Source organism: Micromonospora jinlongensis (assembly GCF_013410645.1).
GTDB lineage: Bacteria > Actinomycetota > Actinomycetes > Mycobacteriales > Micromonosporaceae > Micromonospora > Micromonospora zamorensis.
This window is the reverse complement of record NZ_JACCHK010000001.1, coordinates 5,194,210-5,216,689: the sequence shown is the minus strand read 5'-3', so window position 1 is coordinate 5,216,689 and position 22,480 is coordinate 5,194,210. Positions and strand designations below refer to the sequence as shown.

24 protein-coding genes are annotated in these 22,480 nt (G+C 70.4%); 12 read left to right on the top strand and 12 right to left on the bottom strand.

Annotated features, from left to right (window positions below):
• Positions 1-201 precede the first annotated feature (201 nt).
• From HNR22_RS23480 to otsB, 3 genes are all read left to right on the top strand, one after another.
• Positions 202-645 (top strand): helix-turn-helix domain-containing protein, encoded by a 444-nt coding sequence (locus HNR22_RS23480; protein ID WP_179782150.1) that lies wholly within the window; start codon positions 202-204, stop codon positions 643-645.
• A gap of 162 nt (positions 646-807) precedes the next feature.
• Complete coding sequence (locus tag HNR22_RS23475; protein WP_088946208.1) at positions 808-1,161, top strand: hypothetical protein; 354 nt, start codon at positions 808-810, stop codon at positions 1,159-1,161.
• 67 nt (positions 1,162-1,228) lie between these two features.
• Entirely contained in the window at positions 1,229-2,053 is an 825-nt protein-coding gene (otsB, locus tag HNR22_RS23470) for a trehalose-phosphatase (protein ID WP_179782149.1), read from the top strand.
• Between the two features lie 35 nt (positions 2,054-2,088).
• On the opposite strand, the gene HNR22_RS23465 is transcribed toward otsB, so the two are convergent.
• The 4 genes from HNR22_RS23465 to HNR22_RS23450 form a co-directional block, all read right to left on the bottom strand.
• Complete coding sequence (locus HNR22_RS23465) at positions 2,089-2,859, bottom strand: isoprenyl transferase (protein ID WP_179782148.1); 771 nt, start codon at positions 2,857-2,859, stop codon at positions 2,089-2,091.
• Between the two features lie 31 nt (positions 2,860-2,890).
• Positions 2,891-4,033 carry a geranylgeranyl reductase family protein gene (locus HNR22_RS23460; RefSeq protein ID WP_179782147.1) on the bottom strand — a complete coding sequence of 381 codons (1,143 nt, stop codon included), beginning with the start codon at positions 4,031-4,033 and terminating at the stop codon, positions 2,891-2,893.
• A 585-nt stretch (positions 4,034-4,618) separates the two neighbouring features.
• On the bottom strand, positions 4,619-5,476 hold the full coding sequence (locus HNR22_RS23455) for a hypothetical protein (protein ID WP_141907893.1): 858 nt from the start codon (positions 5,474-5,476) through the stop codon (positions 4,619-4,621).
• Between the two features lie 37 nt (positions 5,477-5,513).
• The gene (locus HNR22_RS23450) at positions 5,514-7,358 is read right to left on the bottom strand and encodes a phosphoenolpyruvate carboxykinase (GTP) (protein ID WP_179782146.1); all 1,845 of its coding nucleotides are present in this window, start codon (positions 7,356-7,358) and stop codon (positions 5,514-5,516) included.
• 438 nt (positions 7,359-7,796) lie between these two features.
• Between HNR22_RS23450 and HNR22_RS32070 the strand changes: the two genes are divergently transcribed.
• The 3 genes from HNR22_RS32070 (at position 7,797) to HNR22_RS23435 (ending at position 9,769) form a co-directional block, all read left to right on the top strand.
• A complete protein-coding gene (locus HNR22_RS32070; protein WP_179783692.1) occupies positions 7,797-8,333 on the top strand; it encodes a GtrA family protein in 537 nt (178 codons plus the stop codon).
• 63 nt (positions 8,334-8,396) lie between these two features.
• The gene (locus HNR22_RS23440; RefSeq protein ID WP_179783691.1) at positions 8,397-9,101 is read left to right on the top strand and encodes a GtrA family protein; all 705 of its coding nucleotides are present in this window, start codon (positions 8,397-8,399) and stop codon (positions 9,099-9,101) included.
• On the top strand, positions 9,098-9,769 hold the full coding sequence (locus HNR22_RS23435; RefSeq protein WP_179782145.1) for a MaoC/PaaZ C-terminal domain-containing protein: 672 nt from the start codon (positions 9,098-9,100) through the stop codon (positions 9,767-9,769). The genes HNR22_RS23440 and HNR22_RS23435 overlap by 4 nt, the downstream gene beginning before the upstream one ends.
• Positions 9,770-9,814: 45 nt before the next feature.
• Here HNR22_RS23435 and HNR22_RS23430 read toward each other — a convergent pair whose 3' ends face one another.
• Together HNR22_RS23430 and HNR22_RS23425 are read right to left on the bottom strand one after the other, a co-directional pair.
• Positions 9,815-10,387 carry a PH domain-containing protein gene (locus HNR22_RS23430; RefSeq protein WP_179782144.1) on the bottom strand — a complete coding sequence of 191 codons (573 nt, stop codon included), beginning with the start codon at positions 10,385-10,387 and terminating at the stop codon, positions 9,815-9,817.
• A 175-nt stretch (positions 10,388-10,562) separates the two neighbouring features.
• On the bottom strand, positions 10,563-11,438 hold the full coding sequence (locus HNR22_RS23425; protein ID WP_179782143.1) for a biotin--[acetyl-CoA-carboxylase] ligase: 876 nt from the start codon (positions 11,436-11,438) through the stop codon (positions 10,563-10,565).
• 84 nt (positions 11,439-11,522) lie between these two features.
• Here HNR22_RS23425 and HNR22_RS23420 point away from each other — a divergent pair, with 84 nt between their 5' ends.
• Entirely contained in the window at positions 11,523-13,106 is a 1,584-nt protein-coding gene (locus HNR22_RS23420) for a carboxyl transferase domain-containing protein (protein WP_179782142.1), read from the top strand.
• 19 nt (positions 13,107-13,125) lie between these two features.
• Here HNR22_RS23420 and HNR22_RS23415 read toward each other — a convergent pair whose 3' ends face one another.
• The 4 genes from HNR22_RS23415 to HNR22_RS23400 form a co-directional block, all read right to left on the bottom strand.
• Positions 13,126-13,980, bottom strand: coding sequence for a hypothetical protein (locus HNR22_RS23415; protein ID WP_179782141.1), 855 nt, complete (start codon positions 13,978-13,980; stop codon positions 13,126-13,128).
• Entirely contained in the window at positions 13,973-14,473 is a 501-nt protein-coding gene (locus HNR22_RS23410) for a sigma factor-like helix-turn-helix DNA-binding protein (protein WP_179782140.1), read from the bottom strand. The genes HNR22_RS23415 and HNR22_RS23410 overlap by 8 nt, the downstream gene beginning before the upstream one ends.
• Before the next feature lie 62 nt (positions 14,474-14,535).
• A complete protein-coding gene (locus HNR22_RS23405) occupies positions 14,536-15,519 on the bottom strand; it encodes a ketopantoate reductase family protein (protein WP_179782139.1) in 984 nt (327 codons plus the stop codon).
• 128 nt (positions 15,520-15,647) lie between these two features.
• Positions 15,648-16,391, bottom strand: a complete 744-nt coding sequence (locus HNR22_RS23400) for a M50 family metallopeptidase (protein WP_179782138.1) — start codon at positions 16,389-16,391, stop codon at positions 15,648-15,650.
• A 101-nt stretch (positions 16,392-16,492) separates the two neighbouring features.
• Here HNR22_RS23400 and HNR22_RS23395 point away from each other — a divergent pair, with 101 nt between their 5' ends.
• Positions 16,493-17,038: a Uma2 family endonuclease gene (locus tag HNR22_RS23395; protein WP_179782137.1), complete on the top strand. Its 546-nt coding sequence runs from the start codon at positions 16,493-16,495 to the stop codon at positions 17,036-17,038.
• A gap of 124 nt (positions 17,039-17,162) precedes the next feature.
• A complete protein-coding gene (locus HNR22_RS23390; protein ID WP_099850502.1) occupies positions 17,163-17,915 on the top strand; it encodes a GH25 family lysozyme in 753 nt (250 codons plus the stop codon).
• 83 nt (positions 17,916-17,998) lie between these two features.
• Here the strand turns inward: HNR22_RS23390 and HNR22_RS23385 are convergent, their stop codons facing one another.
• Both HNR22_RS23385 and HNR22_RS23380 read right to left on the bottom strand, forming a co-directional pair.
• Positions 17,999-18,226, bottom strand: coding sequence for a hypothetical protein (locus tag HNR22_RS23385; protein ID WP_179782136.1), 228 nt, complete (start codon positions 18,224-18,226; stop codon positions 17,999-18,001).
• Between the two features lie 65 nt (positions 18,227-18,291).
• Positions 18,292-20,283 (bottom strand): serine/threonine-protein kinase, encoded by a 1,992-nt coding sequence (locus HNR22_RS23380; protein ID WP_179782135.1) that lies wholly within the window; start codon positions 20,281-20,283, stop codon positions 18,292-18,294.
• A gap of 90 nt (positions 20,284-20,373) precedes the next feature.
• On the opposite strand from HNR22_RS23380, the gene HNR22_RS23375 reads away from it, so the two are divergent.
• From HNR22_RS23375 to HNR22_RS23365, 3 genes are all read left to right on the top strand, one after another.
• Positions 20,374-20,568, top strand: coding sequence for an acyl-CoA carboxylase subunit epsilon (locus HNR22_RS23375; protein WP_179782134.1), 195 nt, complete (start codon positions 20,374-20,376; stop codon positions 20,566-20,568).
• A gap of 88 nt (positions 20,569-20,656) precedes the next feature.
• On the top strand, positions 20,657-21,115 hold the full coding sequence (locus HNR22_RS23370; RefSeq protein ID WP_179782133.1) for a hypothetical protein: 459 nt from the start codon (positions 20,657-20,659) through the stop codon (positions 21,113-21,115).
• Positions 21,112-22,479: a hypothetical protein gene (locus tag HNR22_RS23365; protein WP_343059937.1), complete on the top strand. Its 1,368-nt coding sequence runs from the start codon at positions 21,112-21,114 to the stop codon at positions 22,477-22,479. Before HNR22_RS23370 ends, HNR22_RS23365 begins: the two co-directional genes overlap by 4 nt.
• The last annotated feature ends 1 nt before the right edge of the window (position 22,480 follow it).

Genomic DNA, 22,480 nt, shown 5'->3' with positions numbered 1-22,480 from the left:
ACCGTAGATTGTCCCATGGGCGTGACAGTATCAGCTTTTCGTCCGCTTACCTTCGCCACTACGGGCATCTATTCTGCCCGCGTGACACCCCTCAACAGTGAAGCTGAATCGTTTACCGGAAACCCGAAGATCCCGTCACGTCTGCGTGACAGTGGCGAGCCGGCGCGCGCGCCCGTCGCTGGCTGGACGTACCGTCACGGGGTGACCGAGACGGCCAATGCGCGGAAGATCGCCTTCGCCACCTTCGTCCGACGCGCCCTGGACGAGGCACGGGCGACCCGGGCCTGGAGTGGCACCGAGGTGTCCCGGCGCACCGGCGTCTCCCGGCAGACCATCAACCGGTGGGTCCGGGGTGACTGGGCCAGCGACCCCGAGGCCGAACGGGTGGTCGCCTTCTGCGAGGGCCTCGGGTTGAATCCGGCCGCCGCCTTCGCCGCACTCGGTTGGGACCGCACCGCGGCCGGCCCCCGCACAGGTCAACCCGCCCCTCCGATGGACCCGGATGTCGAGGCACTGCTGCGCCGACTGGTCGACCCGAACGTGTCGGACGCGGAGAAGTTCCACATCCGGGAAACCATCAGATACCTCGCATACCGCCCAACGTTGCCGGTCGATGTCCGTAAAAGGGGCAATCAAGCAGGGTAGTTCCTCAGATAGCGAAAGAACGCCTGGTCGGGTTCATTCGTTTACCTCCGGGGCAGGAACGGGCACGCTAGCGTCCCTATTCGTACTGCTTGGGCTCGTCATCGGCGGGGGGACGGGACAAGGCCGAACCTAGCCCTGCGGGACAGAAGGAGGGGTCTGTCCATGACCCTGAAGTGGTTGGCAGTCGTGGTCGCAACGGTGTCGTTGACACTGTGGGCGACCGGCAACGTGGTGACCCTCGCGGTCGAGGGCGGGCAGCTTCCACTGCTCGTCAATCTCTTTGCGCTCGTCACCGCCGGCACCGCGGTCATCCTGGCCGTCGTCGCCGAGCTGCACGAGCGTCTCGACAACCGGATCAGCGCCCTCACCGAGTTTCTGGTGGCACGGCTCAACGAGATCGAGAACCACACCGGTGATCGCAACACCGGGTTCGTGGAGGGCTACCTGTTGAGCCATGGCCAGGAGGCGGCGGTGGTGCCGTTCGGCCGGCGCGGACGAGGAGCCGCCGAACGCTGATCTCGTACCGCCGAACGGGTCCGCTCGGCCAGGAATGAGCCCCCATCGCCGGGGTACGCTGACGCGCGTGCCGCCGTTGAATCTGGGCAATCAGCAGCCGAGAACCCCGTTGAACGCCGACCAGGCCTGGCGGACCACCGCCAGCCGGGCGGCCGGGACCGTGCTCTTCTTCGACTTCGACGGCACCCTCGCGCCCGTCGACGACGATCCGACCGCGGTGCGCCCGGCGCCCAAGGTGCTGGCCGCGATCGAGGCGTTGGCCCCCATCGTGCAGCGGGTCGCGATCGTCTCCGCCCGGCCCGTCGAGTTCCTCCGGGATCAGCTCGGCGGGCTCACCGGCGTGGACCTCTACGGCCTCTACGGCTTGGAGCACAGCCACTCCGGCGGGGAAACCGTCACCGAGCCGGCCGCGCTGCCCTGGGTGCCGACCATGGAGGAGCTGGCCGACCAGGCCCGGGCGGAGCTGCCGCCCGGCACGCTGGTGGAGTACAAGCGGCTTTCCGTGGCGTTGCACTGGCGTACCGCCCCGCAGCTCGGCTCCACGGTCCAGCAGTGGGGGCAGGCGCAGGCCGACCGGCTGGGGCTGCGGGTGCAGGCCGGGCGGATGGTGCTGGAGCTCAAGCCCCCGGTCGACCGGGACAAGGGCATGGTGATCGGCGAGGCGATCAAGGGTGCCACCGGCGCCTGGTACTTCGGCGACGACGTCTCGGACATCAAGGCCTTCGCGGCGCTGCGCACCCGCGCCGCCGCCGACCCGGACTTCGTCGGTGTCTGTGTGGCCGTGGCCAACCCGGAGACCGGTCAGGAGGTGGCGAACGCCGCCGACCTGACGATCGAGTCCCCGGCAGCGCTGGGTGACTTCCTCACCCGGGCACTGACCCACCTGCCCTGACCGATCGGGGCGGCGACAGCTCTGTCGCCGCCCGGTCAGACGCCGTAGCGGCGTTGTCTGGTGGCGTACGAGCGCAGGGCCCGCAGGAAGTCGATGTGCCGGAAATCCGGCCAGTTGAGCTCGCAGAAGTAGAACTCCGAGTGCGCGGACTGCCAGAGCATGAAGCCGGACAGCCGCTGCTCGCCGCTCGTGCGGATGACCAGGTCGGGGTCGGGCTGGCCACGGGTGTAGAGGTGCTCGGCGATGTGCTCGACGTCCAGCACCTCCGCCAGTTCCTCAAGCGTGCCGCCGGTGGCGGCGTGCTCCAGCAGCAGTGAGCGGACCGCGTCGGTGATCTCCCGGCGACCGCCGTACCCCACCGCGATGTTGACCTCCGCACCGCCGGTGCGCTCACGGGTGCGCTCCTCGGCGCCTTTGAGCGCCGCCGCGGTCTGCGCCGGCAGCAGATCGAGAGCCCCGACGATGCGCAGCCGCCAGGGGTTGCCCTCCTCCGCCAGCTCCACCGCCAGATCCTCAATGATCTTGAGGAGTGGGTCCAGCTCACTCGCCGGACGGCGCAGGTTGTCGGTGGCCAGCAGATAGAGGGTGACGTGCCCGATGCCAGCCTGGTCACACCAGCCGAGCACATGCTTGATCTTCGCCGCGCCGACCCGGTGCCCGTCGTTCGGGTCGACGAAGCCCATTTCCTTCGCCCAACGGCGGTTGCCGTCGCACATCACCCCGACGTGTCGGGGCACCGGCTTACCCGCGAGCTTCGCCGTGAGCCGGCGCTCGTACACGGAGTAGATAAGGTTCCGCAGCGTCATCACCTAGCAGCGTAGCGACCCTTCGGCCAGATCACTGCCTCGGAGCCCCATCCCCGCCGGGCAGACCGATTCCGATCATCGCCAGCGTGCGAGCGGTGAGGCGTCCGTCACCCAGTCCCAGCTCGACCACGTCGTAGAACACCCGGTCGTCCCGGCGGGCAGCCCGGACCGCCGCATCCACCACCCGACGTCGCCGGGCCAACCAGGCCGCGACCGAGCTGTGTCGCAGGTGGGTGCCCAGGCGGCGGCGCAACCCGTGGGCGTAGCGCTGGGCGGCCGTCTCCGGCGCCTGGGCCGCTGCCGCCCCGGCCAGCGCACCGGAGAGCAGCGCGTAGAAGATACCCTCCCCGGTGAATGGATTGATCAACGACATCGCGTCCCCGGCCAGCAGCGTGCGCCCCTGACCCGGTGACGGCCGGTGGGTGGACAGCGGCAGGTGATGGGCGCGCAACGCGGTCACCGTCGCCAGGTCGGTGCCGGGCAGCAGCGCGGCCAGCCGGTCCAGCAGGTACGCCCGGCTCAACGGCTCACCGCGCAGCACCTCCCCGTACCCGACGTTGGCCCGCCCGTCACCGATCGGGAACGACCAGGCGTACGCCGGCCAGCGGGCTTTCGAGGTGACGATGAGCTGCTCGGACGGGCCGGGCAGCGCCGGGGCGTACCCCCGGATGGCCAGCGCCAGGTGCCGGTCGGGATTCTGCGGGTGGCCGAGCGCGCGACGGACCACCGACCCGGCGCCGTCCGCGCCCACCACCACCCGGCCGGACAACTCGCCGTCGAGCACCACCCGGTCGGCGCGCGCCTCGAGCTGGCGCACGGTATGCCGGCGCAGTTGGGCGCCGGCCGCCACTGCCGCCGCCACCAGTCGGGCGTCGAAGACCTTCCGAGGCACGGTGTACGCGGGCCGGGGCAGCGCCCGAGCCACGGCGACCCCGCCCGGCGCGATCATCCGCAGCGCGGGCAGCGGCGCGTAGCCCTCCACCGCCTCGGTCACCCCCAGCTCGGCGAGCACGTCCACCGAATGCGCGGCGATCCCGTCGCCACACGCCTTGTCCCGGGGAAAGTCGGCCCGGTCCAGCAGCAGCACGCTGGCACCCGCCCGCCGCGCCGTCAGCGCGGCGGCCGCCCCGGCCGGCCCCGCTCCCACCACCACCACGTCGAACTCGTCGCTCACCGCGCCTCCCTCCGACCAACGCGGCGCGCCCGTGCCGTTCCCGCACCGCCCCGACGATCCACCCGCGCCGCCCACGCCGACCGTTGTGACCGACGCCACCCGCCATCCTGCCCTCTGTCCGCTCGTGCGGGCCGCACCCGCACGGCGCTGACTTCCTGCCGTCCGGAACGCGAAAGCCTCCGCCGCAGTCCAGGCGTGGTTAGAAGGGGCCGCTCATGCAGGGAGGCATCAGCGCCGCGGAGGCGGGCCCACCTGTCCAACAGCCTGTAGACCTGCCCCGAATGTGGGGCATCGGGCAGGGCCCCGGACGGCGCGGACACAGATGCGGGCCATCGGGCAGGGCCCCGGACGGCGCGGACACAGATGCGGGCCATCGGGCAGGGCCCCGGACGGCGCGGACACAGATGCGGGCCATCGGGCAGGGCCCCGGACGGCGCGGACACAGATGCGGGAGCGGGGACAGGCGCGGGTGCCGGCGCGACTCCAGCGCGGGCCGCCCCATGTCTGGGGCAGCTCTACAGCAGCTGTCACTACCTGGTCGGGGCCGAGGGACGGCGGCCAGCCGGGCGCGGGATGGTGCCGCGGTCAGGCCGGGGCGACGTCGTCCGCGCGGGAAGCCCGGCGCAGGCCGTAGAGGGCCAGCCCTGCCGCGGCGAGCAGTGGGCCGCCGTCGCGGACCAGGCCGTCCACGCCCAACAGCCACCAGCACAGCGGCAGGTCCACCGCGAGTACGGCCACCGTGACGACGACCAGCAGCCCACGCGCCCAGTCCTTGCCCCGCATCAGGAACGCGGTGCAGAACAGCACCGCGTAGCTGGCGGCGATGCCAGCGCCGAACCAGAGCAGCACGGCCGGCACCGCGGTCAGCCGCCCGTCCAGGATGGAACCTCCGGCCACCAGGGCCGGCACCAGCATCAGCGGGCTGTAGGTGAACGCCGCCACCCGGCTGGTCAGCAGCCAGGCGCTCGCCTGCGGTCGGCGGGGAGGGGTCTCCCGCCAGGAGATGCCGGCCCGGTCGATGACGAGGCGTGGACGGTGCCGGACCAGGTGCCCGGCCAACGCCGACGAGCGGTAGAGCAGCCAGACCACCGCGGCGCAGAGCGCCGTGAGGATGGCGAAGCCGAGCAGGCCGGGCAGCGGCGGCACCCCCTGCCGGGGCACGATGAGCCGGCCGACGGCGAAGATCGTGGTGACCGCGAGGATCAGCCCGAACGGGCGGGCCACCGTGCGGCCCTTCCGGACGTGCCCGATCAACAGCAGGAAACCGAACGAGCGCAGCATGGCCCAGCCGGTCCGTACGGCCAGCCCGAAACCCTGCTCCGGGGCGTACCACCAGTTGAGCAACTCGACCACGACGGTGGCCGCCGCCGTCGTCGCGAGCAGGATGGTGAGCACCCGGACGGCGGACGGCCGCCGGACCTGGGTCTCGGCGGCCGTCCTCATGGGATCCGATGTTGCCCGCAGGGGGCGCTCCTCACACCTACCGCTGCGGCTGTGCGGCGTCGAGGCGCGCGCGCAGCGCGTCCAGCTCGGCCCAGAGCACGCCCGGCAGCTTGTCACCGAACTTCTCGAACCACTCGGTGATCATCGGCAGCTCGTTGCGCCACTCGTCCGGGTCGACCTTCAGGGCGATCCGAACGTCCTCCGGGGTCATGTCCAGGCCCTCGACGTCCAGCGCGTCCGGTGCGGGAACCATGCCCACCGGCGTCTCGACCGCGTCGGCGGTGCCCTCGATCCGCTCGACGACCCACTTGAGCACCCGGGAGTTCTCCCCGAAGCCCGGCCAGAGGAACGAACCCTCCGGGTCCTTACGGAACCAGTTGACGTAGTAGATCTTCGGCAGCTTCGCCTCGTCGCCGTCGGTGCCCTTGCCCATCTCGATCCAGTGCCGGAAGTAGTCCCCGGCGTTGTAGCCGATGAACGGCAGCATCGCCATCGGGTCCCGCCGGACCACGCCAACGGCGCCGGACGCGGCAGCGGTGGTCTCCGAGGAGAGCGTGGCACCCATGTAGACGCCGTGCACCCAGTCGCGGGCCTCGGTCACCAGCGGGATGGTGTCCTTGCGGCGGCCACCGAAGAGGATCGCGTCGATCGGCACGCCGTTCGGGTCGAAGTACTCGTCGGCGAGGATCGGGCACTGGGTGATCGGGGTGCAGAACCGGCTGTTCGCGTGCGAGGAGAGGCCCTCGCTCTCCGGCGTCCAGTCGTTGCCCTTCCAGTCGATCAGGTGCGCCGGCGGCTCCCCCATGCCCTCCCACCAGATGTCACCGTCGTCGGTGAGGCCGACGTTGGTGAAGATGGAGTTGCCCCGGTCCAGGGTGCGCATGGCGTTGGCGTTGGTCTTCCAGTCGGTGCCGGGTGCCACACCGAACAGCCCGTACTCCGGGTTGACCGCGTAGAGGCGGCCGTCCGGGCCGAACCGCATCCAGGCGATGTCGTCGCCGATCGTCTCGACCTTCCAACCCGGGATGGTCGGCTCGACCATGGCCAGATTGGTCTTGCCGCAGGCCGAGGGGAACGCACCGGCGATGTGGTAGGTCTTGCCCTCCGGCGAGGTGATCTTGAGGATCAGCATGTGCTCGGCGAGCCAGCCCTCGTCCCGGCCCATCACGCTGGCGATCCGCAGCGAGTAGCACTTCTTGCCGAGCAGCGAGTTGCCGCCGTAACCCGAGCCGTACGACCAGATCTCCCGGGTCTCCGGGAAGTGCGAGATGTACTTGGTCTCGTTGCACGGCCAGGCGACGTCCTGCTGACCCGGGGCGAGCGGAGCGCCGATCGAGTGCAGCGCGTGCACGAAGTCCGCGTCGTCGCCCATCGCCTCGAGAACCCGGGTGCCCATCCGCGTCATGATCCGCATCGAGGCGACCACGTACGGGCTGTCGGTGATCTCAACACCGAACATCGGGGACTCGGCCTCGACCGGGCCCATGACGAACGGGATGACGTACATCGTGCGACCGCGCATCGAGCCGCGGTAGAGATCGGTCATCGTCCGCTTCATCTCCGGCGGCGACATCCAGTTGTTGGTGGGGCCGGCGTCCGCCTCGTCGACGGAGCAGATGAAGGTGCGTTCCTCGACCCGGGCGACGTCCGTCGGATCGGTACGCGCGTAGAACGAGTTGGGCTTCTTCTCCGGGTTCAGCCGGATGAGCGTGCCGGCCTCGACCAGCTCGTCGGTGAGGCGGCGCCACTCCTCGTCGGACCCGTCCACCCAGACCACACGATCGGGGGTGGTCAGTTCCGCGACCTCACGGACCCAGGCGAGCAGTTTCGGATGGGACGTCGGGGCCTGATCAATACCCCGCACAACAGCCGGAGCAACCATGACACATCTCCTTGTGGTCGACGCTGACCGATCTATGGGATGCACGAGACTCAGCGGCGCGATGCGTCGCCTTCGTGGAAACCTGGGATTGGCCTCAGCGTAAACCGGGCAGCCTTCCGAGTCAGTGGGACTGGTTGTGAAGAACTGCACAAGGTACGGCGACGCTGCGGCATCACGAGCTGATACCCGCTTTCCCGCGCAGTTTCACGCAAATCTTGTTGTGCACCCCGGCGGACGCTTGTTGCGGTCGGACCGTGACCTGCCCCGCCGACCGGTGCGTGGATTCCCCTTCCGGGACGCGTCAGTCCTCCCAATTGGTTACGCTGCGTTCAACGGTTTCGCGCAGGGTGATGGGCTCCTTCGAGCGACCACGCCCGCTCGCCGTTGCTACCCCTCTGACTGGTCGGCAGCCGGTAGGCTCCCTCCGTGGCCGCCACGATGACCGGGGAGCAACCGGGACCCCGGCAGACCCGACGGGGCCTGGTCGGCAGACTGCTGGACCGCTTCGGCCACCTCGTCCGCGAGATGAGCAAGTTCGCCACAGTGGGTGGGATCGCCTTCCTCATCGACTTCGCGCTCTTCAACTACCTGACGAGCAGTCGCGGCGTCGAGGAGTTGACGGCGAAGACCATCTCCACCGTGATCGCGGCCTCCGTCGCCTTCATCGGCAACCGGTTCTGGACGTGGCGACACCGTCAACGCAACAACCCGGCCCGTGAGTACGCGCTGTTCTTCCTCTTCAACGCGGTCGGCCTCGGCATCGCGGTGGCCTGCCTCGCGCTCAGCCGGTACGGGCTCGGCAGCATCTGGCCGTCCGTGTTCCAGACGCGTCTGGCCGACAACGTGGCCAGCTACATCGTCGGCACGGGGCTCGGCACGCTGTTCCGATTCTGGTCGTACCGGCGGTTCGTCTTCGTCGAAGCGGGAACCCCGACCCTTCCGCAGGTGAAGCCCGAGCGTGACCACCGAGCGTGACCTGCCGCCCACCTCGTTCGGCCGGTGATCACCGGCCGCACCAACTGCCCTAAGGTGTTTCGCATGCGTCTTGTCCGTCTGCTGCCTGAGCGCTGGCAGAAGTTCATCCACGAGGCGCTCAAGTTCGGCATCGTCGGCGGCATCAACACTGTCATCAATTACGCGGTGTTCAATGTCCTTGCCCTGACCGTTTTCGTCAATGGTCAGTTGAAGGCGACCGTGATCGCGACCATCGTCGCCACGATCACGTCGTACCTGATGAATCGGCACTGGACGTACCGCGATCGCCCGAAATCGGCACTTCGCCGGGAATACGTCCTGTTCTTCCTATTCAACGGCGCCGGCCTGCTCATTGAGCTTGGTGCCGTGGCCGCGGCCAAGTACGGCCTCGGCGTACACGGCCTCCTGGCACTGAACGTGGCCAAGACCGTCGGTGTCCTGCTGGCCACCCTGTTCCGGTTCTGGTCATACCGGACCTTCGTCTTCCAACCCGTCGCACCGGTCGAGGAGGAGACGAAGCCCGACTCCACCCGGCACGGCATCCCGCGCGACGAATGGGACACCATGGCGGAGATGGACCCGGTCGCTGAGCTCGCCGAGTCCGTGTCCGAGCTGGAGGAAGCGGAGTCCGTGCAACGCGGTGACCTACCGCCCGGCGCACCCACCCAGGGTCGGCCCACGCGGCTGAGCGTCAGCCCCGCCGCCGACCTGGACGCGGAACTCGCCGCGGAACTGCACGTCGGCACCCGCCGCTCGCCCCGCCGGTGACGACACCCGCCGCGCGCTCCGGCACCGGGCAACCCGCCGAGCTGTTCTTCGAGGATCTCGTCCCGGGGCTCACCGTCGATCTCGGCGTGGTCACCGTGGACGGCGACGAGATGGTCGCCTTCGCCCGCCGTTTCGACCCGCAGTGGTACCACGTCGACCCCGATCTGGCCGGGGAGAGCCGGCACGGCGGGTTGATCGCGAGTGGTTTCTACACGGTCAGCCTGTTCATGCGCGCGTACGTCGACCACCTGCTGTCCCGGGCGGCCGCGGACGCGTCCCCCGGCCTGGAGGAGCTGCGCTGGCTCGCTCCGGTGCGCGCCGGGGACCGGCTCGCCGTCCGGGTCGACGTGATGGGCGCCCGGCCATCCACCGCCCGCCCAGGGCTGGGCACCGTCAGCCTCACCGGCACCATGCTCCGCCTCGGCCCGGACGACCGGCCCGAGCAGGAGGTGCTGCGGACCCGTTTCCGCGGCTGGTTCGCCGCCCGACCGACCGAGGCCGAACCAGCCGGCCCGGCCGACTCCCCCGAGGCCGACCTGCCCGACCACGGCCCGACCGGCGCCGACCAGCCCGCGAGCGACCCAGCCGAGACCGAGCCGGCCGAGACCAGCCCGGACGGGCCCGAACAGCCCGAAGGCGGTCCGGAGAAGGCCGAACCACACGACTGACCCGCCCCGACTCCGGCCAGGGCGGGCGTCAGTCGGTGCGGACGATCAGGTCGTGGTGTCGCGCAGCGGCTTTCCCTCGCGCATGTCGGCGAGGATGTCGCGCATCTCCCCGTCGCCCAGCGAGTGCTTGTCGTGCTGTGCCTCGACCAGCTCGTACAGGGTGGTCTGCACCCGACCGACCCCTGGCACGTCGGCGAGCACCGACTGGCCGCGCTCGCCGGCCGACTCGATGGTCAGCGTGCCGCAGCCGAGCAGCCGCTCGAAGAAGTGCTGGTTCATCGAGTGGTCGTTGATCCGGGTGAGTGGGAGGTCCCGCCGGTCCCGGGAGAAGACACCCTGCTGGAGCAGCACGCGCTCGTTGGTGAACAGGTAGTGGGTGGTACGCCAGACCAGGAACGGCCACAGACCGAGCCAGAGCACCGCGACCAGGGCGATCACGCCGATCACGGCGAGCGCGATCGAACCGCCGCTGCTCTCGGGCAGCAGGAGCACGCCGACCACCACCGCGGCGATGGCCAGCACCAGCACCACGATCGGCCGAACCAGTGCCTTCCAGTGCGGATGCAGGTGCAGCACGACGTGCTCGTCCTTGGTGAGCACGTCTTCTGGAAACGCCACGGGGAACCTCCAACGCCTTCTTCTCGACGCGCAGACGGTAAACCCCCCAGGGCCCACCACAACATCCGCCACGCGGCCCCCACCCCGCTCTTCCCGATCTTGCGCGTCGGGTCGCCGCCGTGCGGCTCTCGCCCGCCGAGCGTGGGCGGCGACCGCGGGATCGCGGGAAGATGGATCAGCGCAGGTGGAGGACGTCGCCAGCGGCCAGGGTGCGGGTGGCCGTCGGGGTGGCCACCTGAAGCTGGCCGTCCCGGTCCACCCCGGTGGCGGTGCCGGTCAGAACCTCCCCGTCGGGGAGCAGGACGCGAACCTCACGACCAACCGTTCCGCACGCCGCCAGGTAGGCGTCGCGCAGGCCGCTGGCCACCGCGTCGCCGCCCGCCGAACGCCAACGGTCGTACCACTCGGCCACCGCGCGCAGCAGGGCCCGCAGCAGCGGGTCCCGGTCGGTGGCCGCCGCGCCGGCTAGCTGCAGCGAGGTGGCCGGCAGCCCGGTCGGATTGACCGGCAGCTCGTCGGCGCGCAGCGTCACGTTCAGCCCGATGCCGAGCACGATGGCCGGCGGTTCGTCGGGCGAACGACCCGGCACCACCTCGGCCAACACGCCCGCACACTTCGCGTCGTCGATCAGCAGATCGTTGGGCCACTTCAGGGAGGCCTCCAGCTCGGCCAACCGGGCCACCGCTTCCACCAGCGCCACGCCGGCCAGCAACGGCAACCACCCGTACCCCGTGGGTGGCACCGGCAGCCAGCCGCGGTCCGGCACGGCCTCGCCGGGTCGCAGCAGCACGCTGGTGGCGATGCCGGCACGCGCCGGCGACTGCCAGACCCGACCGCGCCGGCCACGCCCGGCGGTCTGCTGTTCGGCGACCACGACCAAGCCCTCGGGCTCGCCGGCCCGGGCGGCCTCGGCCACGTCGGCGTTGGTGGAGCCGGTCTCGGCGCGCAGCTCCAGCCGGGCCCACGGCCCGTTCGGCGCGACCAACGCGCGGCTCAGCCGGGCCGCCGACAGCGGCGGGCGATCCAGATTGGTGTACGGGGAGCCCGACATTCCGCCAGCCTACGACGGTCGCCACGGCGGCACTGAGGCGTACTGCACAGCGGCACCGACCTGAACCATCGTTATATTCCCTGGGTGACTACCGAGACCGGGACCAACATCCACAGCACTGCTGGCAAGCTGGCGGACCTGGAGCGCCGGGTCGACGAGGCGGTGCACGCCGGCTCGGCCCGCGCGGTCGAGAAGCAGCACGCGCGCGGCAAGAAGACCGCCCGCGAGCGGATCGAGATGCTCCTCGACGAGGGCTCCTTCGTCGAACTCGACGAGTTGGCCCGGCACCGGTCCACGGCCTTCGGGCTGGAGAAGAACCGCCCGTACGGCGACGGCGTGGTCACCGGCTACGGCACGGTGGACGGCCGACAGGTGTGCGTCTTCGCCCAGGACTTCACGGTCTTCGGTGGCTCGCTCGGCGAGGTCTTCGGCCAGAAGATCGTCAAGGTGATGGACCTGGCCATGAAGATCGGCTGCCCGGTGGTCGGCATCAACGACTCCGGTGGCGCGCGCATCCAGGAGGGCGTGGTCTCGCTCGGCCTCTACGGTGAGATCTTCTTCCGCAACGTGCGGGCCTCCGGCGTCATCCCGCAGATCTCGCTGGTGATGGGGCCCTGCGCCGGCGGCGCCGTCTACTCCCCGGCGGTCACCGACTTCACCGTGATGGTCGACCAGACCTCGCACATGTTCATCACCGGCCCCGACGTGATCAAGACGGTGACCGGCGAGGATGTCGGCATGGAGGAGCTGGGCGGGGCACGCACGCACAACTCCCGCAGCGGCAACGCGCACTACCTCGCCACTGACGAGGAGGACGCGGTCGACTACGTCAAGGCACTCCTGTCGTACCTGCCGTCGAACAACCTCGACGAGCCGGTGGTCGTCGAGGCTCCCGCCGACCTGACCGTCAGCGACGAGGACCGGGCGCTGGACACGCTGATCCCGGACTCGGCCAACCAGCCGTACGACATGCACACGGTGATCGAGCACGTCCTCGACGACGGGGAGTTCCTGGAGGTCCAGCCGCTCTACGCGCAGAACATCGTGGTCGGCTACGGCCGGGTCGAGGGACGACCGGTGGGCGTGGTGGCCAACCAGCCGATGCACTTCGCCGGCACCCTGGACATCGCCGCCTCGGAGAAGGCCGCCCGGTTCGTCCGCACCTGCGACGCGTTCAACATCCCTGTGCTGACCTTCGTGGACGTGCCCGGCTTCCTGCCCGGCACCGGCCAGGAGTGGGACGGCATCATCCGCCGGGGCGCCAAGCTCATCTACGCGTACGCCGAGGCGACCGTCCCCAAGGTCACCGTGATCACCCGCAAGGCGTACGGCGGGGCGTACGACGTGATGGGTTCCAAGCACCTCGGCGCGGACCTGAACTTCGCGTGGCCGACCGCCCAGATCGCCGTGATGGGCGCGCAGGGCGCGGTGAACATCCTCTACCGCTCCGAACTGGCCGGTGCCGACGACCCGGCGGCGGTCCGGGCCGAAAAGATCGCCGAGTACGAGGACACCCTGGCCAACCCGTACGTGGCGGCCGAGCGCGGGTACATCGACTCGGTGATCCCCCCGCACGAGACGCGCACCCAGATCGTCCGGGCGCTACGCATCCTGCGCACCAAGCGCGAAACGCTGCCCCCCAAGAAGCACGGCAACATCCCGCTCTGAGCCCACCCGACGGCAGGGGTCAGCAGGGTGGGTTGGCGGCGGCGCACATCCGGGCTGCCGCCGCCACGGCGAGCTGGCGGAGTTTCGCCTCGGTGCCGTCGTCTGCGATGCGGAGCAGCGAGACAGTGTCGCCGACCCGGACGACGGCCAGGAGGGTCGGCTGCGGTGTGTTGCCGAACGTCTGCCCGGTCTGCACGTCCCGAGGGGCTGTGAACGAGTCCCGCAGGATGGCGGCGTCGTCCCCGGCGAAGCCCCTCTGCACCACCGCCCACCGGTGGATCACCTCCACGGTGTGGGTGCTGTCTACCGTCTCCCACTGCTCGATGCTTCGCCACTCCGCGCACGGCGCGACCAGGTCGTCCAGACTGGTGAAGAGCTGTCGAGCCGTCTCGGGTGCCAGCCTGAAGAGATCCTGCACGACCAGTGCGTCGCCCGGCACGAGGACGCCCTGAGTGGGTTTCCGCATGAGGGTCTGAGAACGGGACAGGATGGACATCTGCCAGCCGTCCGATCGCCCCTGGCTCGTCCGGCATTGGCCAAGCATGTCCTCCAGCCGGACCGGCTCGCCCAGCCCTGCCTGGCTGAGCTCCACGTAAACAGGCTGCGGGAGGTCGGCCGGCTGCAGCAGGGCGTCGGTGGTGATCTCGTGCCGGGTCGGCGAGGCCGAGGCGGCCGGCTGAACCGGCGCCGGGGACGTCCCCGGCGCGGCGACCGCCACGGCGGAGAACCCGGCGAGAGCCAGCACGACCGTGGACACCACGATCCTGCGCTGGCTGCGGCGACGGGCTCGGGCGCGGATCTCATCCGGGCTGGGCCAGCGCACGTCGAGCAGGTCCCGCCGGACGTGTTCGACGAAGGTCGGTTCGTCACGCATCGGTGGCCTCCTCCAGGTCAGAGACGGCGAGCAGATCGGCGAGCGCGGCGCGCCCCCGGGAGAGTCGAGCCTTGACCGTGCCCACCGGGGCCGCGGTCTCCCGTGCCACCTCGGCGACCGGCATGCCGACCAGGTAGTACAGGGCGATGGCGACGCGTTGTTCCTCGGGCAGCAGACGCAGGGCGGCGACCACCTCGACGGTGTCGGTGCCCGGGCCGGGGACGGTCTCGACGGCCCCGTGTCGCAGGTACGCGCGAGCCCGGCTGCGCAGGCTGCGCCACCGGCTGACCGCGATCCGGCTGGCCACCACCCGTACCCACGCCTCCGGGTCGTCGTACGCACTGATGGTCGTCCAGCGCTGCCACGCCCGGATGTACGCCTCCTGCACGGCGTCCTGCGCCTCGCCCCGATCGCCGGTGAGGGCGTAGACGAACCCGAGCAGCCGTTGCCGGCTCCCCCGGTAGAACTCGTCGAACCCGTCGACGTCCGGCACCCGCTACCTCCCCGTGTCGGTCGCAGGGAACACGCGCCGGGCAGGGTCGTCGGTTGCCCCGGTCAGGCGATCATCTTCTCCAGCTCGACGAGCGGGAACGCGCCGGCCGCGATCCGCTCCCGGACCGCCCGGCGTACGGCCCGCTGGACGGCGACGTTGACCGGTGTCGCCACGCCGTGCAGCCGGCCGAGCAGCGCGATCTCGCCGTTGAGGTGGTCGACCTCGGTCGAGCCGGTGCCCCGGGCCAGGCTCTGCCAGGTGGAGCCACCCGAGCGGGCCTCGCCGTCGACCGGGCGCTGCCCCACCAGGTCACCGCGCTCGGCCTTCTCCTCCTCCGGCGAGGTGTGCGCGATCCCGGCGGCGGCGAGCGCGGCGACACCTTCGGCGCGTACCCGCTCGGCCAGCGCGTCCGGGATGCCCTGCCCGAGCAACGCCTGGAGGCCGTTGCCGAGGTTGCTGAGCAGCTTGCCGTACTTCCAGCGCAGCACGTCCGCGCGCACCGGGGCGACGAAACCGGCGGCGTCCAGATCCGCGGCGATCGTCCGGTCGGTGTCGTCGGCGCCGCCCGGGTAGCGGCCGATGTGGAGCATCCCGGGGTGCGGGTGACCGTTGGCCACGACCACTCCCGGGTCCAGATGGGTGGCCGGCAGCCAGACGCAGATCGGATGCACGTCGGCGAAGAGGCGCAGCGCGGTCCGCTCGTTCGCCACCCCGTTCTGCGCGGTCACCAGCGGCAGCCGCTCGCCCGCCGTACCGCCGCCGGCCACGGGCGCGTCCACCCAGGCGGCCAGGGCACCGGCGGTGTCCTGCGACTTGACGGTGAGGACCAGCACGGTGTCCGCTGGCAAGGGCCGGTCGTCTGGGCCATCCACGGCACTGAGCCGGGCGGTGACCTCGCCGTCGGGCCGCCGCAGCGTCAGACCCCGCGCGCGGATCGCATCCAGGTGGGCACCCCGGGCCACCAAAGTCACGTCCCGGCCAGCCTGGTCCAGCAGTACGCCGATGGTCCCGCCAACCGCACCCGCGCCAATGATCACGTATCGCATGGACTCATTCTGCCCGCCCGCAGCCCGCACACCGCCGTCGATCATGGAGTTGTGGTGCCTGGCTGCGGGGGTTTCGCGGCTTTCGCGGCCCACCACAACTCCTTGATCGACCCGGACGGAGGCGGGGGTTAGAGCGTCAGGCCCGCATTGGTGAGGATCTGGCCGGTGAGGAGCAGGGCGCCTGTGATCAGGGCGGCCAGGTTGACCAGGACGAAGACGGTCACCCAGAAGAACGCCGGAAACGGGGTCAGCCCCGCCAGCTGGTCGGCGTCGGAGGCGGGCATCCCACCCCGCGATCGCAGCCGTTGCAGCTCCACCACCGGTCGCACCCCGCCGAGCAGCAGGAACCACACTCCGGCGTACGCGAACGCGGCCTGCACCTGCGGGATGGCGTACCAGGAGACGGCGAACACCAGCGCGCCGGTGACCAGCAGCGACACCACGCCGAAGGCGTTGCGGATCATGACGAGCATGGCGAGCAGCAGCGCCACAGCGACCCAGAGCAGCAGGGTGATCCGGTTGCCGCCGAGCAGCCAGGCACCGGCCAACCCGACCAGGGGCGGGGCGACGTATCCGGCAAGCAGGGTGAGGATCATGCCGGGACCGGTGGGGCGGCCGGCGGAGAGCGTGAGCCCCGAGGTGTCCGAGTGCAGCCGGATGCCGCGCAGCTTGCGACCGGTGAGCAGGGCGACGAGCGCGTGCCCACCCTCGTGGGCGATGGTGATGGCGTTACGGGCGATCCGCCAGGGCAATCGGGTGGACACCACCACCAGCGCGACGGCCGCGGTGATCAGCACCAGCAGCGGGGGCGGGTCCGGCTGCGCGCCGAACAGCGTGTCCCACTTCTCGCCCAGCCCGTCGATCGACATCATGGGGCGCGAGCCTACCGGCGGCGTTCCGTGTCGCTCCCGGGGCACCGGCTCGTATCCTGTGAGACTGATCGGGCGGCGAGTGAAGCGGGAGGTGAGCGCCGATGAGTGCCGAACCCCTGGGACACCACGTCGGGCTCTGGACCGAGGCCGACTACTTCGCCCTGGGTGAGACCCCGGACCGGATCGAGTTGCTCGACGGGAGCCTGATCGTGAGCCCTGCCCCGAGCAAACGGCACCAAGTGGTGTCGCGGCGCTTGGCCAACCACCTTGAGGTAGCGACAGGCGATCTCCTCGTCTTCGAGGCGGTCAACGTTCGACTCGGGGTGGATCGGATCGTCATCCCCGATGTGGTTGTCGCGGACACCGACGACGAGGGCACGGCGGTGGAGGCTGCCGAGGTGGTGCTCGTCTGCGAGATCGTCTCGCCCGGCAACGCCGCAGCCGACCGGCTGGTGAAGATGCAGCTCTACGCCATTGCGCGAATCCCCTGGTATCTGCTGGTCGAGCAGGACGGGGACGGTCACTCGTTACGGCTGTTCCGGCTGGACGGTGAGCACTACGTCGAGGACCAGGTGGCCAAGCCGGGCGAGACGCTGACCGTCGTCGAGCCGTTCCGCTGGCAGCTCGACCCGGCCACCCTGCGCTGAATCGCCCTCCCCCGGCCACAGGTCTTCACGACCCACCGATGAAGCTTTTTTCTGCCCGCCTTGTGATCTAGGGCACTTATCTCCAAAGATGGTTGTCGATAGAGCCACGTCCTTGGAGGCACTCATGGCCCGTACCCGATCATCGCTGCGCCGCGCACTCGCGGCCGGCCTCACCGTCCTCGCCACCGCGGCGGCGGCCCTGGTCGCGACCGCCGGACCGGCGGCCGCCGCCACCACACCCGGCGTCGACGTGTCCCGCTACCAGGGCAGCATCAACTGGACCAGCGTCCGCAACGCGGGCATCCAGTTCGCCTTCATCAAGGCGACCGAGGGCACCAGCTACAAGGACCCGAACTTCAACGCGAACTACGTCAACGCGTACAACGCCGGGGTGATCCGCGGGGCGTACCACTTCGCCCGGCCGAACATCTCCGCCGGCTCCACCCAGGCCAACTACCTGGCCTCCAACGGTGGCGCCTGGTCGGCGGACAGCCGCACCCTGCCGGCGGCCCTGGACATCGAGGGCAACCCGTACGCCGGCGGCTACTGCTACGGGCTCAGCACGACCGGAATGCGCAACTGGGTGCAGGACTTCCTGAACACCTACCGCGCCCGCACCGGCCGGTACGCGGTCATCTACACCACCACGAGCTGGTGGAACCAGTGCACCGGCAGCTGGACCGGCCCGTGGGCGAACCACCCGCTCTGGCTGGCCCGCTGGTCGAGCACGCCGGGCGCCCTGCCGGCCGGCGCATCGGTGTGGAGCTTCTGGCAGTACACCAGCACCGGGGCGGTCTCGGGGATCAGCGGCAACGTGGACCGCAACTACTGGAACGGCGACCGGAGTCGGCTGATCGCGTTGGCCAACAACACCTGACCGGGCCGTTGGCGGCAGCGGGATCGACGGTCACCACACGGTCGACAATCGGTCCGGCTGCCGCCACACACGCCGGCTACGGGTCAGGCCCGCCGCCGGCTCAACGCCGGCACCACAGCTTCCTCGCGAGCCAACGCTCCCCTGCGGGTGAGCCGCCAGGCGGCCACCCCGAAACCGGCAACGATCACGACGCCGAACAGTGCGATGAGCGCCGGAATCCCCATGGTGACCAGCAGCAGAATCGCGTCGCCGAGCGCGACGAGCATCCACAGTGCCAGCCGAGGCCGGGTGTCCCTCCGTCGGTAACCCATGTCGTGCCTCCCTCCGTCGTCGAAGGTCAATTACCCAGGACGACGCAAGGTCATGCGAATCAGTTTCAGTCCTGGCGGTCGGGCACGAATCCCTTGGCGATGCGGTCGAAGTTGGGCAGGTTGGCCTGCCAGTCCTTCTCCGCGATCTCCCACCGCAGGGCGTAGCCGCGGTTGCTGGCGGTCACGAACCCACGGTTACGGACGTGGATCCGCTGCCCGTCCCGGGTCTCCAGCCACTCCCAGTCCCCGCAGGTCTTCCAGAAGTCACAGCTTTTGATGCCGAGGTTCTGGTAGTTGCTGACGAGCCGCTTGCGGTTCGGCTCCTGCTCCCGCCAGTCGGCGACGGCGTCCTTCTTCGGGTTGGGGGTCCACTGCACGAGCAGCTTTCCCGGGCCGTTGGACTGATTGAAGACCACCGTGACGTTGTCGACCTGGCTACGCACCCAACCATCCGGGATCGGCAGGGCGAAGCCGGTCGGGTCCTTGTGCAGCTTCCAGCCAGCCGGCAGCGCGTTCGGGTCGACCGAGGGCGTGGCCGACGGCGTCGGACTCGGGGCACCCGTGGTGGGCGGTGGCACCGCCGGAGCGGTGGTCGGCGGCGGTGCGGACGTCGCGGCGGCCCCGGTCGGGTTGGCCTGCGGGGTCTTGTCGTCACCCTTGCTGAGCAGCGGCACGATCACCACGAGGCCGACCAGCAGCAGCGCGACCAGGGCCCCGATGAGCACGTTGCGTCGGGTGTTGCTCGGCTTCGTACCGCCGTACGTCGGCACCGCCGCGCGACCGGCCGGGCTCACCGGCGGCATCAGCGACGTCGGCGTCGACGGCTTGCGCTGTTCCGGAGCCACCGGCGGGCCGTCGACGACAGTCGGCTCGTCGTCGGGGGTGGTCGTACCGTCGCCGGTGTTCGTCGTACCGTCGCCGGTCGTGCCGCCCGTGGCCGCGACCTTCGCGGTCGGCTCGGCATCGGACGGGCGGTCGATCGTGGCGGTCGGCTCGGCCGGCACCGCGGCGGTCGGGTCGACGTCGTCCACACCGGACGGAACGACGGCCGTCGGCGTGGCATCGGCGGCGGAGGTCGTGGCAGCGGCGGAGGTCGCGGCGGCGGCCGGCGGCGGCGACACCGGCCGGTCGACGCTCTCGGCAGGTCGCGGTGCCGGCACCACCGGCAGGCGCGGCTCGCGCGGGCCGTTCGGCCCAGGCCGGCGTACGCCATCGAGCAGTGAGATCCCGCGCGCCCGCTTGCCCCCGGCGCGGCGCAGCAACCGCTCCGCCACCTCGGCGGTGATCCGCTCGTTCGGGTCCTTGCGGAGCAGCCCGTTGAGCACGGCCTTGAGCGGGCCGGCGTTCTTCGGCGGCGGGATCGGCTCGGTGGCCAGCGCGGCCAGGGTGCCGATCGCCGACGGCCGAGCGTACGGCGACTTGCCCTCGACGGCCGCGTAGAGCGTCGCGCCCAGCGACCACAGGTCGGCCTCCGGCCCGGCGGTGCCGTCGCGGGCACGCTCCGGGGAGATGTACGCCGGTGAGCCGAGAACCATGCCGGTGCGGGTCACATTGGGGTCACCCGGGATCGTGGCGAGACCGAAATCGGTCAACACCACCCGGCCGTCCTCACCGAGCAACACGTTGCCCGGCTTGACGTCGCGGTGCATGACGCCCGCCTTGTGCGCGGCGCTCAGGGCGCCCAACACACCGAGGCCGATCTCCACCGTGCGAGCCACCGAAACCGGGCCGTCTTCGGCGAGAGTGTCCTGCAACGACTTCGACGCCACGTACTCCATGACGATCCACGGATCGCCATCGGTGCGCAGCACATCGAAGATGCGCACGACATTGGCGTGGTTGAGCCGGGCGATGGCCCGGGCCTCCCGCAACGAGCGCTCCCGCATCTCGCGGCGCTCCTCGTCGGTGAGACCGGGAGGCGGCACCAACTCCTTGATGGCGACGTCCCGGTGCAGCACCTCGTCGCGCGCCTTCCACACCCGGCCCATGCCGCCCTGGCCGAGCGGCGACAGAAGCCGGTATCGGTCAGCGACAAGTTGGGGAAGCGCGTTCGACATCGGTGAGACGGTACCCGGACCCGCCGACGCTCACACCGCCGGCACGCCACTGTCCGCTTCACGCAACTTCGCGCCGCGTACCCTGGCGTCATGTCTGCCGAAGAGCCGCTGATCCGGGTCGTCCGCGGCGTGCCCACCGCCGAGGAACTGGCCGCCCTCGTCGGGGCGATCGTCGTCCGCTCCCGCCCGGCCACGGCCCCCGCACCGGCGACCACGTCCGCCTGGGCGCGCAGCGGTCGACCGGCCAGCTCCGGCGGGTGGCGCGCCGCCGGCCTGCCCCGCTGACCCGACCCGCCCGGCGGGGGCTGCCAGGGGCACGCCCAGCCGTTACCCTCACTCAGGGAAGCGGTGCCGTCACAGGTAGGGAGGATCCATGATCCCCGAAGAGGCCCGGCCAGCGCCCTGGCTACGCGGTTACGGCGGCATCGAGGCCGACATCAGCCAGCTCCGCGACTTCGCCGACCGGCTCGCCGCCGAGGTCGAGAGCAACTACGCGCCGCACCTGTCGTACATCGCCGAGGACATGTCCGCCAAGCTGCCCAACCCGTGCGACGCGTTCGTCGAGCTGGTCACGTTCCTGCACGCGCACCACGAGACGCAGCAGGCCACCGCCGACATGGTGTACGCCGTCCGGGGCGCCACCGGCCACCTGGCCGCCGCCGCCGATCGGGTCGCCACCCACTACGCCGACAGCGACGCCTTCACCGCCGCCCGCGTCGTCGACGTCCAACGGGCCCTCGCCGACCCGAGCACCGTCCTGCCCGGCCGCCCGACGCCCATGCTGACCGACCCGACCGGCCCCGACGCCGAAGGGCCGGTGGTGCTGCCGTGATCGAACGGGGCACCGGCCGCACCTCCGGCCTCACCGACTGGCAGCTCATGGACGTCAACAGCATGTGGGCCTGCCTGCACGACCACGACACCGCCAACCACTGGAAACAGGTCGCCGGCTGGCGCAAGGTCTGCGACCTGGCGCAAATCCACCTCGGCCGCCTCCAGGAATACCGGCGCGGGCTCGCCGAGGCCTGGCCACCCGAGACCAGCGCCGCCTCCAGCACGTACCTCACCGAACTCGACCAGCTGATCGACAAGGTGCGGCGCACCCACGACGCCGCCGCCGCGAACTACACCGCCCTGTCCGCCGCCACCCAGGCCATCGGCACCACCCGCGCCGCGCTCAGCAAGCTCTACGAGGAGTACGCGGCCAAGCTCCAGCAGAAGCAGGCGTACGACTCGATGGCCGCCGACCCGAAAGCCGTGATGGGCAACCGGGTCACCGAGGCGCCCGTTACGGATGGCGAGCTGGAACGGCTGAACTCGCAGGCACGGGCCATGATGTTCAGCCTCAGCGGAGAACTACAACAAGCCCAAGCGGCGCTCCAAAAACCACCAGCAGTGCGATCCCCGATCCAATCCGGTGATCCCGATGCATTAAGCGCAACGCCTTTGGCGCCGACCATCCCACCGATCGTCGCAGTTCCGATGCCGACGAGCGGCGGCCTCGCAGCCCTCAGATATCCGGTAGCCGACGCGGCAGCACCTGTTAGCCAGCCGCAAGGCGTAGGACCAGTACTCGGAAGTGCGGGAACCGGACTAGCGAGCAGCCCTGCCGCGAACAACACTGGAGCCACAGCTACCCCAACATCCTCCGTCTTGAATCCGGGAAGCGGAATGCCCCCCGGAGCACCGATCCCATCTCACCCGGCAGCAGGAATGAGTTCGCGAAGCCAATCGCCAAGCGGAAGCCTAGATCGACCTTCGGCCCAGCCGCCGACGCCGCCACTGAAATCAACGCCTCCAGGCGGAATAATTGGCGGCGTTCCTGGCACGAACGGTGGCTTGGTGGGGCCAAACGCCACTCAGCCCCGCAGAATTAATCCAATTGGTGGGGTAATTGGCGGTGGCGGCGCTGGCACCGGCCCCGCCGGAGGCGCAGGATCTCGCCCAGGCAGTGGCCGAACCACCCCCCTGCACGGTGGCCTCACTCCGATTGGCGGCGCGCCTTCTCTAGGCAGCAGTACAGGTCCTGGGTTTCCTGGACGGCATCGCCAAACTGAGGAATTCGACGACGCGACGGCACGCCTTTGGGATCCAGACAATCCATGGGAGACTGACCACGGGGTCAATCCTGTCCTCCGCCCCGCTGACGAGCAAGGACCAACCGATCCTGGTCCGGCCATTGGCTTCAATCGTTAAG